Raw genomic sequence first — 10,491 nt, forward strand, 5'->3', positions numbered from 1 at the left:
GTTCCTTGTCGCTGGAAGGTGATGAGGGTGGCGTAGGGGAGTCACGGGGTGCGGCGGGTCAGAGGACCTTGCTGAGGAAGTCCCTGGTCCGCTCGTGCCGGGGCTTGTCGAGGACCTCGGAGGGCGGGCCCTGCTCGATGATCTTGCCGCCGTCGATGAAGACGACCCGGTCGGCGCTCTCGCGGGCGAAGCCGATCTCGTGGGTGACGATGACGAGGGTGGTACCGCTGGTCGCCAGGTCCTTGATGACGGCGAGGACTTCGCCGACGAGTTCGGGGTCCAGGGCGGAGGTGGGTTCGTCGAAGAGGATGACGCCGGGGCACAGGGCGAGGGCGCGGGCGATGGCGACGCGCTGCTGCTGGCCGCCGGAGAGCTGGCTCGGGTAGGCGCCGGTCTTGTCGGCGAGGCCGACCCGGCCGAGCAACTCGCGGGCGAGCTCTTGGGCTTCGGGCTTGCCGAGCCGACCGGTGGCGACCGGGGCGGCGGCCACGTTGTCCAGGACGGTCAGGTGCGGGAAGAGGTTGAAGTTCTGGAAGACGAAGCCGATCCGGCCGCGCTGGGTGAGGATGGCCCGCTCGCTCAGCTCCTTCAGCCGATCGCCCTGCCTCTTCACGCCGATCGGCTCGCCGTTGATGCTGACGTAGCCGATCTCGGGCTTCTCCAGGTGGTTGATGACCCGCAGCAGGGTGGACTTGCCGGAGCCGGAGGGGCCGAGGATGACGGTGACCTCGCCGGGACGGACGGTCAGGTCGATGCCGTCCAGTACCCGGTGGGTGCCGTACCACTTGTGCACGTCGTGTACCTCGACGGCGGCGGCCTCGACGTCCGCCAGGGCTTCGAGCGTGGTGGCGGTCATACGGCGGCCTCCCGGCGGATGCGGGCCCGCAGGTCGGTGAGACCGGTGCGGAGCTTCTGCAGCGGCGTCGGCGGCAGGCTGCGGGTGGCGCCGCGGGCGTAGTGCCGCTCGACGTAGAACTGGATGACGGAGACGACGCTGGTCAGGACCAGGTACCAGACCGTGACGACCAGCAGCAGCGGCACGATGTCGCCGGGGTAGGTGGAGCCCATGGTCTGCGCGGAGCCGGACAGGTCGAGCAGAGAGACGTAGAAGACCAGCGAGGTGCCCTTGATCAGGCCGATGAGCTGGTTGACGTAGTTCGGGACGATCGAGCGCAGCGCCTGCGGAAAGACGATCTTCCGGAACTGGTAGCCCTTGGGCAGGCCGAGCGCCGCAGCCGCCTCGTGCTGGCCCTGGTCGACGGAGAGGATGCCGCCGCGGACCACCTCGGCCGCGTAGGCGGCCTCGTTGAGGCTGAGGCCGATCACGGCGACGACCATGTCGGTGGCGAGCCGGGACTCGTCGAAGGTGAAGAAGGCCGGGCCGAAGGGAATGCCGATGCTCAGAGTCTTGTACAGGGCACTGAAGTTGTAGAGGAAGATCAGCACCACGATGAGCGGGATGGAGCGCAGCGCCCAGACGTAGATCCAGCTGATCGCGCGCAGCACCGGGCTCCTCGAAAGCCGGGCCAGCGCGAGCACGATGCCGCCGAGGAGTCCCAGCACCGCGCTGTAGGCGGTGACTTCGAGGGTGATCAGCAGGCCGTCGAGGATGGTGGGGCGCAGGAACCAGTAGCTCCAGCGGTCCCACTGGTAGAAGGGGTTGGAGACCAGCCCGTGCACGAACTGGGCGACCAGGACCAGGACGACCGCGGTGGCGATCCAGCGTCCTGGCCGTCTCAGCGGCAGAACTCGCTGGGCGGTGAGGGCTTCCGACGATTCGTCGGCGGTCGGCACCTCGGGGAGGGTGACGGTGGCACCAGGGGGTTCACTCATGGTGGGCTCCGGCTGGGTGGGTACACCCCGGAAGCGCGGCGGCATGCGCGGGCGCACACAACGGCGAGGCACCGGGGGTGGGGAGGAGAACGGCACACCGCGCGGGCGGTGTTCGTCAGGGAGTGCGGGGGCTGCGGGGAGGTGTCAGCCCCGACAGCGGGCACAGCCCGGTGCGGTACACAGTGCGCTGTTCACGCGGAGCAGATCGACGGCGCGATCCGCCACCAGCAGATTCCGGTACGACCGTACGCAGCCCTGGGAGCGGCGTGCGGCCGTCCTGGGAGCTGCGTACATGGCGTCACCGTCACTGTTCCGGCCCTGTGGGCCTCGCGCTTACCGAGACGTCGTCGGTCCGGTCGTCACCTGGGGCACCCCACCGCGGTGCGAGGGTTGCCGGTCAGCCAGCCAGGGCTTGTCACTGACACTCATGACCGTTCTGGAGCTCAGTTAAGACAATTGCCCGAACGAATGTCAACGCCAGTCCGCCAGGTGGAACGGCCAACGGGCCGCATGTACGGCCTCCGGGCCATGGCAGCGCGCGTGGTGACGGCGTTCCGATGCCGCCGAGCTCTCCCCGAAAGCGGGCACGGACGTACGCGCGGCGGAAGAGACGTCGGGCTGGGTCCTGTGGTCGAAGTGCCGTTGTCCGCCCGGAGGGTGGGCCCGGCGTGCGTGCCAGACCCCGCCGGGGAGGCGGGAATTGGACGACAGGACCCTGGGAGCAGGGCTCACCCGTACACGCCGGACGGCACGGCGTTCCAGGGGACGCCGTCGGCGCGGAGCCTGCGGGCCTGAGGGCTGCGGTGGTCGTGGTCGAAGACGGGGAGGGTGCCGGCGGTGGGGCGGACGATGTCGCACACCGAGCCGGTCAGCGTGGTCTTCCCGGCGCCGTTCGGGCCGAGCAGCACGAAGAACGCGCCGTCGGGTGTCTCCGGTTCGAGCCCGGTCACCGCGGTGAAGCCGTCCTCGTACGTCTTGCGCAGGCCCTCGACTCGCAGCGCGGGCGGACTCCCGCCGCTCCGGGAAGTGGATGCGGCGGGAGTCGCGAGCAGGTCAGCCATGGGAAGCGGGCCGGCCGTGGGAAGCGAGCCGGCCGTGGGAAGCGGATCAGGCCCGGAAAGCGGGTCAGTCATGGAACTGGTTCCTGGGAAGCGGAAGCCCGTAGTGCTCGCGCAGCGTCGTGCCCTCGTACTCCTCGCGGAACAGGCCCTTGCCGCGCAGGATCGGCAGCACGTGCTCGACGAAGGCCGCCAGGCCCGACGGCAGGGCGGGGGCCATGATGTTGAACCCGTCTGCCGCACCGCCCTCGAACCAGGCGATGATCGTGTCCGCCACCTGCTCGGGCGTGCCGACGAACTCGAAGTGGCCGCGTCCGCCCCCGAGCCGGGAGATGACCTGCCGGACCGTCAGCTGCTCGCGCACCGCGAGATCGATGATCAGGTCGGAACGGCTCTGCGAGCCCTCCAGCTTCGGCCGGGCGAGAATGAAGTCCGGCAGGGGCTCGTCGAGTTGGAAGACCGACGGCTCGGTCTCGAACACGGCGGCCAGCTGGCGCAGCCCGTACTCCGGGACGCGCAGCTCGTCGAACTGCCGCGCGAGCGCCCGGGCCTCCTCCTCGGTCGACCCGATGTAGGGGACGATGCCCGGCAGGACGATGACGCCGCCCGGGTCGCGCCCGGCCGCTCTGGTCCGTGCCTTGATGTCGGCGTAGAAGGCGGCGGCACGCTCGTAGGTCGTGTGAGCGGTGAAGATCGCCTCGGCGTGGCGGGCCGCGAAGTCCTTGCCGTCCTCGGAGGAGCCGGCCTGGACGAGCAGCGGGTAGCCCTGCGGCGGGCGCTCGACGTTGAGCGGTCCGGCCACCTTGAAGTACCTGCCCTGGTGGTCGAGCCGGTGCAGGCGCGCGGGGTCGGCGTAACGTCCGGTGGTCCGGTCCGCGACGACGGCCTCGGACTCCCAGCTGTCCCACAGCGCCTTGGCGACCTTCAGGAACTCGTCGGCGCGGGCGATGGGGGTCCCCCCGCTCGAGCGAATTCGAGAGTGGGGGAGTTCGGCGTGGCCTGGGCGGTCGTCGAGGCCGAAGTTGGCCGCCTCGTCGGCCCCGGCCGAGGTGACGATGTTCCAGCCGGCGCGACCGCCGCTGACGTGGTCGACCGAGGCGAGCCGGCGGGCGAGGTTGTACGGCTCGTTGTACGTCGACGACACGGTGGCGATGAGGCCGATCCTGCTGGTCGCCTGGGACAGCGCGGTCAGCAGCGTCAGCGGCTCCAGCTGGCCCGGGGGCCGGAACTCGCCGGTGCCGATGAGGGCCGGGCCGTCCGCGAGGAACAGCGAGTCGAACTTGGCGCTCTCGGCCAGTCGGGCCAGCTCGATCCAGTGACGCAGGTCGAAGTCGGCCCGGGGATTGCTGTGCGGGAGCCGCCACGCCGCCTCGTGGTGACCCGCTTCCATGAGGAAGGCGTTGAGGTGGAGCCGCCGTCTCTCGCTCATGAGGTCACCTTCAGCTTGGAACTGTCGTAACCGGCCGGCAGGAGGTTGTCGGTGATCGACTTGACGTCGACCTTCTTGGTGATCTGGCCGGCCTCCAGGAAGGCGTCGGCGAGCTTCTGCTCCAGTTCGATGTCCGACTGCTCCACCGGAGTCACCCGGTTCGAGTAGGCGGCCAGGGACGCCTTGGCGTCGGCCAGCGGGATGCCCTGCTCCTTGGAGAGCGCCTGCGCGTACTGGTCGGGGTTCTTCACCGCCCAGGCGAACTCGCGCGACAGCCTCTTCAGGACGTCCGTGAGAGCCGCGCGCTTGGTCTTGTCCTTCAGCGACGTGTCACTGGCGACGTAGTAGCTGCTCGTCTGGTCGATCGGCGGCAGCCCCTTCACCAGGATCCGCGCGCCGTTCTTGACGGCGATCGCCGACTGTGGGTTCCAGATCGACCAGGCGTCCACCTTGCCGGTGTTGAACGCCGTGGCGCCGGCCGCCGGGTCGAGGAAGACCAGCTTCACGTCCTTGGGGGTGAGACCGACGCTCTTCAGCGCGTTCAGGGCCAGACCGTGGGCCGAACTGCCCTGCGGGACAGCGATCTTCTTGCCCTTGAGGTCGGCGGCCGTCCTCAGCTTCGAGCCCTTCGGCACGATGATGTTCTCCACGGCCTGGTCGGGCGTGAGCGAGCGGTTGACGGCGACGATCTTGAAGCCGTACTCCTTCGCGGCGCCGGTGATCGGCGGTACGTCGCCGACGCTGCCGAGGTCGATGTCGCCCGAGGCGGCGGCCTGCACGAGCGGCGGGCCGTAGGTGAACCGGGCGAACTTCACCTTGTAGGGCGCGTTGTCGAACACGCCGGTGATCTTCGCCAGCTCCTGGCTGCCGTCACCGCCGTTGTCGCCGATGGTGAAGGTGTACTTGCTCCACTCCGGGTGCTCGGCGTCGCTCGCGTCGGCGACGTTGCTCAGCGGCGCGGAGGTGTCGTCCGACGAGGATCCGCAGGCTGCGAGGGTGCCCGCCAGGGCGAGCGAGCCGACGGCGCCGATGAGTCTGGCTGTTCTCTTTCGCATGGGTTGTCGTGCTTTCTGTGCTGGGCGAGGGTGTTCGGTGTTCGGTGAAGTCAGTGCTGACGCGCGAGGCCGAGGTCTTCCAGGAGCCGCGCGCGCAGTTCCTCGCGGGCGACGCTCGCCTCGCGGTCCGCGGCGGACAGGCGCACCTCGTGCGAGGCGCCGATGCGGCCGTTGCTCATGACGACGATGCGGTCCGCCAGGGCGATCGCCTCGTCGACGTCATGGGTGACGAGCAGCATGGCGGCGTGGTGCCTGGTCCGCAGCGCGCGTACGAGGTCGTGCATGCGCAGCCGTGTGATGGCGTCGAGGGCGGCGAACGGCTCGTCGAGCAGGACGAGTTCGGGCTCCGAGACCAGTGCGCGGGCGAGCGACACCCGCTGGGCCTCGCCGCCGGAGAGCTCCTTGGGCCATGCCTTCTCGCGGCCCGCGAGCCCGACCTCGGCGAGCACGTCGCGGGCACGCTGCTCCGCGTCGGGTCCGTGCAGGCCGAGCGTGACGTTGCGCAGGACGCGCTGCCACGGCAGCAGCCGGTCGGCCTGGAAGACGATCGCACGCCGCGCCGGGACCTCCACGCGCCCGCCGTCGGGCCGGTCGAGTCCGGCGAGCAGACGCAGCAGGGTGCTCTTGCCGCAGCCGAAGGGGCCGAGCAGGATCACCAACTCCTCGTCGGCGATGGTGAGGTCGAGGTGGTCGAGCACCACCCGGTCACCGAACCGACGGACCACCTGCTCGACGACGACCCCGGTCTGCCGACGGGGTTCCGCCGCGACGGTGCTGCTCATGACGCCTCATAACTGGGTCGCCACCGCAGCAGCACCCGCTCGAGAGCCCGGACGAACTGATCGGCGAGCAGACCGAGGAGCGAGTAGATCACCAGCCCCACGAAGACCTGGTTGGTCTGGAGGTACGTCTGCCCCTGAGTGATGAGGAAGCCGAGTCCCTTGTCGGCGTTGACCGTCTCGGCGGCGACGAGCCCCAGGACGCTGTACGCGAGCGAGAACCGCAGGCCCACCAGGAACCCCGGCAGGGCTCCAGGCACCAGCACCCGCGTCACCAGACGCCAGGTTCCCGCGCCCGTCGTGCGCGCCATCTCGATGAGCCGCTGGTCGACGCCCCGGATCGCGGCGAACAGGTTGAGGTACATCGGGACGCCGGCACCGAAGGAGATCAGCAGCACCTTGGTGAGCTCGTCGATGCCGAACCAGACGATCATCAGCGGCAGCACGGCGAGCAGGGGGATCGTGTTGAGGATCTGCACGACGCCGTTGAACAGGTACTCACCGCTGCGCAGCAGCCCGCCGAGCACCCCGCTGACGATGCCCACCGTCAGACCGATCGCCAGGCCGATGCCGGCCCGCTGCAGCGAGATGGCCAAGTCAGGGCCGAGGACGCCCTGCTGCCACAGATCGGCGGCGGACTTCACGATCGACGTCGGCGCGGGGGCGTAGGTCTTCGACACCACTCCGGCCCGGGCGAGCGCCTCCCAGGCGAGGAGGATCGCGACCGGGGTCGTGTAGATGCCCAGCGGCCAGCGCAGGCGCTCGCGGAGTGTGCTGAACGGTGTCCGGCGGCGGGCGTCACGCGGCAGGAACACCTCGCGTTCCCGCGCGCCCGTCGTCCCGGCGTCCGGGGCCTCGGCGTCCGGGCCCTTGGTGACGGCAGGCGCCTTCAGGCTGAGCTCGGTCATGCCGCCACCGCCAGTACGCTGCTGTAGTGCGAGGCGTCGCCGACGAGTTGCTCGCTGCGGCGGCCGTCGACACCGGTCGGCACCTCTCCCGCGACCGTCACCCGGTTGAGGCGGCGCGGGTGGTCGTCGTAGTTGTCCACCCCGTAGTGCTGGGTGATCCGGTTGTCGAAGATCAGCAGCTGGTTCGGGGACCAGGTCCAGCGCAGGATGTTCTCCGGACGTGTCACGTATGACTGCAGGATGCGCAGCAGATCGGCCGAGTCGCTGCTCGGCAGGCCGACGATCCGTTTGGCGAACCCGCCGATGAACAGGCCGCGTTCGCCCGTCAGCGGATGCACCCGCACCACCGGGTGCTCGGCCTCGTAGGGCGTGGAGACGAAGACGCGGTCGTACTCCTGCCGCTGCGCGGTGGTGGCCGCGGGGCGCGCGTAGTCGTACTGGTTGGTGTGCACGACGCGCAGCGTGTCCGCGAGGGCGCGCAGCGGTTCGGGGAGGTCGCGGTAGGCCGCGGCGGCGTTGGCGATGAGCGTCTCGCCACCGTAGGGCGTGGTCACGATGGAGCGGAGCGTGGTGAGCTGCGGCGGGTTGACCACGAAGGTGACGTCCGTGTGCCACTCGTTGGCCTTGGACGTCTCACTGTCGACGGCGAGCACGTTCGTCGTGCCGTCGGCGGCCGGCACGTTGGGATGGGCGGTGGTGAGTTCACCGAACCACCCGGCCACACGCTCCTGGCCGGCATTGTCGAGGTTCACGTCGTCGAACACGATCGCCTTGTGCTCGTTGAGGGCGTCCCGGAGCGTCGTGACCGTCGAGAGGCCGGGCGGCGTCGTGAGGTCGACGCCCTCGACGACCGCGCCGATGCGGCCGGTGAGCTTACGGATGGACACAGGCATGAGAGGTCCCTCCCGGGCAGATGGGCACACCAAGGGGTGCTGGGGATGAGGGAAGGCCACGCTGGGCGGGCCTCGAGAGAAGAATGCGTGGTCGCAGGACCGCTACAGCCGCCTTCTCAGCGACCGCGTCGGCGTGCGTGAACAGGCTCCCGGCTCATACCGGAAGGAGAGGAGACGGAGAGTCCTCAGGTGGTGGATACGACGATCCCGTGGGGAGGCATCGCAGTGCGGGCGGTCTTACACCGCCTCAGCCGTCGTAGTCAGCGACAACAAAACGCGCTGGAGACGTGCGCCAGATCGATGTGGCGCCGCCGAGTCAGGTCCACGCGCGGGTTCATGGGACGGGAGTTCAGCAGACGCCCACCGCGTTGGTCAATAACTTCCCGGACAGGTCTTGCATTGCGGACACGGAGAACTTCTCCGCCTCTTCGGGACACGTCCACGCGGCGGGAAACCGCCGGGCACTCCCCCGGCGCGGAAAATGAACACGAGGGCACACACCGGGCAGGGCGTGATCGCCCGTTCCGGTTGCGTGCCCTCGCGGGCGATCCGGTCGAACCCCGGTCAGGCCTGGGCGACCGCCCCGTCGGTGGAGGCTCCGGAGGCGACCCCGTACGCCGGCTCCGGCACGGACTCGGGCGTGAGCAGCACCGAGCGGCGGCCGTCGACGCCCACCGGCACGTCGCCGTCGATGGTGACGCGGCGCAGGGTGCGCTCGTGGTCGTCGGAGTCGTCCACGCCGTAGTGCTGGGTGGCGCGGTTGTCCCACAGGGCGACGTCACCGGCGCGCCACTGCCAGCGGACGGTGTTCTCCGGGCGTTCGATGTGCGACTGGAAGAGGTTGATGAGGGCCCGCGAGTCGGTGCCGCGCAGCCCGCTGAGCCGCTGCACGAAGTTGCCGAGCAGCAGGACCCGTTCGCCGGTCTCCGGGTGGACGCGCACCACGGGGTGCTCGGTCTCGAACTTGGTCGAGGTGAACACCTTCCGGAACCGGCTCAGTTCGGCCGACGGGGCGTCAGGGCGTACGGCGGCGTAGTCGTAGTCGTTGGTGTGCACGGCGCGCAGGCTCTCGGCCAGCACCCGCAGTTGCTCGGGCAGTCCGGCGTGGGCGGCGGCCGTGTTGGCCCACAGGGTGTTGCCGCCGTAGGGCGGGACGACCTCGGCGCGCAGGATGGAGAAGGCGGGGTAGGCGGGCACGAAGGTGACGTCGGTGTGCCACTGGTTGGCGCGTCCGCCGTGGTCGTTGTCGACGGCGAAGGCGTACTTGCCGTCGACGGAGGGCACGGTGGGGTGGGCGACGGGCTCGCCGAGCAGACGGCCGAACGCCTCGTGGCTGTCGGCGTCGAGGTGGTGCTGGTCGCGGAAGAAGACGACCTTGTGTTCCAGGGCCGCGGCGCGGATCGCGGCGACGGTGGCCTCGTCGAGGTCGCCGCCGAGGCGGACGCCGGTGATCAGGGCGCCGATCCGGCCGCCGATCTTCTCGACGGTGAGGGTGGTGTTCTCCGGGGCGGGCGCGGCGGGTGCGGTGGACGTCATGGAGGGGGTCCCTTCGCCGGGTGGCTGCTGGTTCTGTTAGTTGCTGTCGGAGCGGAAGGAAATCCGCGCAGGTGAAGGCCTGGGTGAATCCGGGCGGAAGCAGAGCGGGGATGCCGTCGTGAATTCAGCGGCACGGACACGCGGCCGGGACGTGGTATCACCCCAGGCCGGCGGGGAGCCGCGGAACGAGACGATGCGGCGCGGTCATGTCCACGAGCTTGGGCACACGCGGTCGAGCCGGTCAAGGTTTCCCGGAACCGTTTCACGAGGCTGCAATACACCGGTCACAGCCGCCGTGGCCCTGGCCACTGCCGGTCGCCAAAGGGCCCTGTCGCACGGCATGTTGGATCCGCTCATCCGCGCGCAGCAGGAAGGACCGCGATGTCGACCACCACTCCCCCGGGTGCACGCGCATCCGGCGACGGTCGCCGGGAGGCCAACGCCGCTGCCGTGCTGCGGGCCGTGCTCGACCACGGTCCGGTCGCCCGCAGCGGCATCGCCCGGCTGTCCGGGCTGAGCCCGGCGGCCGTCTCCCGGCAGTGCACCGACCTGGCCCGCCTCGGCCTGGTGCGGGAGGTGCCGCACCTGGTCGCGGCGAGCGGGGTGGGCAGGCCGCAGATCCCGGTCGACCTCGACACGGAGGAGACCGGGCCGCTGGTCGCGGGGGTGCACATCGGAGTGCCGCGCACAGCTTTCGGGCTGACGGACCTGCGCGGCACGCTCCTGGCACGGCACGACTTCCGCTACGACGGCGTACCGGCCGCGGGGCTCGCGGACCACATCGGCCGGGGGCTGACCGCGTTCATCGCGGAGCACGCACCGGCCGGCCGCAGGGTCCTGGGGGTGGGCGCGGCGATCGGCGGCTGGGTGGATCCGACGACGGCGACCGTCGTACGGCATGACGCGCTCGGCTGGCACCATCGGCCCCTCGGAGCGGAGCTGCGGCGGCACACCGGACTGCCCGTCCGTGTCGACAACCACGCCCGCGCCGTCGCCCGGT

At 70.2% G+C, this 10,491-nt stretch carries 10 protein-coding genes and 1 riboswitch; of the genes, 1 reads left to right on the forward strand and 9 read right to left on the reverse strand.

Features of this window, described 5'->3' with window-relative positions:
* Positions 1-58: 58 nt before the first annotated feature.
* The 9 genes from STRIP9103_RS41640 to STRIP9103_RS41680 all read right to left on the reverse strand — a co-directional run bounded on the left by STRIP9103_RS41640 (position 59) and on the right by STRIP9103_RS41680 (position 9,491).
* A complete protein-coding gene (locus STRIP9103_RS41640; protein WP_009339108.1) occupies positions 59-856 on the reverse strand; it encodes an amino acid ABC transporter ATP-binding protein in 798 nt (265 codons plus the stop codon).
* Positions 853-1,833: an amino acid ABC transporter permease gene (locus tag STRIP9103_RS41645; protein WP_009339089.1), complete on the reverse strand. Its 981-nt coding sequence runs from the start codon at positions 1,831-1,833 to the stop codon at positions 853-855. Before STRIP9103_RS41645 ends, STRIP9103_RS41640 begins: the two co-directional genes overlap by 4 nt.
* A gap of 324 nt (positions 1,834-2,157) precedes the next feature.
* Positions 2,158-2,266, reverse strand: a riboswitch (SAM riboswitch).
* Between the two features lie 295 nt (positions 2,267-2,561).
* Positions 2,562-2,894: an ATP-binding cassette domain-containing protein gene (locus STRIP9103_RS41650; protein ID WP_078614227.1), complete on the reverse strand. Its 333-nt coding sequence runs from the start codon at positions 2,892-2,894 to the stop codon at positions 2,562-2,564.
* Between the two features lie 64 nt (positions 2,895-2,958).
* Positions 2,959-4,320, reverse strand: coding sequence for an LLM class flavin-dependent oxidoreductase (locus STRIP9103_RS41655; RefSeq protein WP_009339132.1), 1,362 nt, complete (start codon positions 4,318-4,320; stop codon positions 2,959-2,961).
* Positions 4,317-5,375 (reverse strand): aliphatic sulfonate ABC transporter substrate-binding protein, encoded by a 1,059-nt coding sequence (locus STRIP9103_RS41660; protein WP_009339097.1) that lies wholly within the window; start codon positions 5,373-5,375, stop codon positions 4,317-4,319. Before STRIP9103_RS41660 ends, STRIP9103_RS41655 begins: the two co-directional genes overlap by 4 nt.
* Positions 5,376-5,425: 50 nt before the next feature.
* Complete coding sequence (locus tag STRIP9103_RS41665) at positions 5,426-6,157, reverse strand: ABC transporter ATP-binding protein (protein WP_009339070.1); 732 nt, start codon at positions 6,155-6,157, stop codon at positions 5,426-5,428.
* Positions 6,154-7,062 (reverse strand): ABC transporter permease, encoded by a 909-nt coding sequence (locus tag STRIP9103_RS41670; protein WP_009339126.1) that lies wholly within the window; start codon positions 7,060-7,062, stop codon positions 6,154-6,156. Before STRIP9103_RS41670 ends, STRIP9103_RS41665 begins: the two co-directional genes overlap by 4 nt.
* Positions 7,059-7,955 carry a TauD/TfdA dioxygenase family protein gene (locus STRIP9103_RS41675; RefSeq protein ID WP_048821999.1) on the reverse strand — a complete coding sequence of 299 codons (897 nt, stop codon included), beginning with the start codon at positions 7,953-7,955 and terminating at the stop codon, positions 7,059-7,061. The genes STRIP9103_RS41670 and STRIP9103_RS41675 overlap by 4 nt, the downstream gene beginning before the upstream one ends.
* A gap of 564 nt (positions 7,956-8,519) precedes the next feature.
* The gene (locus tag STRIP9103_RS41680) at positions 8,520-9,491 is read right to left on the reverse strand and encodes a TauD/TfdA dioxygenase family protein (protein WP_009339124.1); all 972 of its coding nucleotides are present in this window, start codon (positions 9,489-9,491) and stop codon (positions 8,520-8,522) included.
* A 381-nt stretch (positions 9,492-9,872) separates the two neighbouring features.
* On the opposite strand from STRIP9103_RS41680, the gene STRIP9103_RS41685 reads away from it, so the two are divergent.
* Positions 9,873-10,491 (forward strand): ROK family transcriptional regulator (locus tag STRIP9103_RS41685; protein WP_009339074.1); only part of this gene is annotated, 619 nt, incomplete at its 3' end.

The organism is Streptomyces ipomoeae 91-03, assembly GCF_000317595.1.
Taxonomy (GTDB): Bacteria; Actinomycetota; Actinomycetes; order Streptomycetales; family Streptomycetaceae; genus Streptomyces; species Streptomyces ipomoeae.

Excerpts from the sequence above, each read along its gene's own strand:
- STRIP9103_RS41640 (WP_009339108.1), bottom strand. The coding sequence starts at position 856 with ATGACCGCCACCACGCTCGAAGCCCTGGCGGACGTCGAGGCCGCCGCC.
- STRIP9103_RS41645 (WP_009339089.1), bottom strand. The coding sequence starts at position 1,833 with ATGAGTGAACCCCCTGGTGCCACCGTCACCCTCCCCGAGGTGCCGACC.
- STRIP9103_RS41650 (WP_078614227.1), bottom strand. The coding sequence starts at position 2,894 with ATGGCTGACCTGCTCGCGACTCCCGCCGCATCCACTTCCCGGAGCGGC.
- STRIP9103_RS41655 (WP_009339132.1), bottom strand. The coding sequence starts at position 4,320 with ATGAGCGAGAGACGGCGGCTCCACCTCAACGCCTTCCTCATGGAAGCG.
- STRIP9103_RS41660 (WP_009339097.1), bottom strand. The coding sequence starts at position 5,375 with ATGCGAAAGAGAACAGCCAGACTCATCGGCGCCGTCGGCTCGCTCGCC.
- STRIP9103_RS41665 (WP_009339070.1), bottom strand. The coding sequence starts at position 6,157 with ATGAGCAGCACCGTCGCGGCGGAACCCCGTCGGCAGACCGGGGTCGTC.
- STRIP9103_RS41670 (WP_009339126.1), bottom strand. The coding sequence starts at position 7,062 with ATGACCGAGCTCAGCCTGAAGGCGCCTGCCGTCACCAAGGGCCCGGAC.
- STRIP9103_RS41675 (WP_048821999.1), bottom strand. The coding sequence starts at position 7,955 with ATGCCTGTGTCCATCCGTAAGCTCACCGGCCGCATCGGCGCGGTCGTC.
- STRIP9103_RS41680 (WP_009339124.1), bottom strand. The coding sequence starts at position 9,491 with ATGACGTCCACCGCACCCGCCGCGCCCGCCCCGGAGAACACCACCCTC.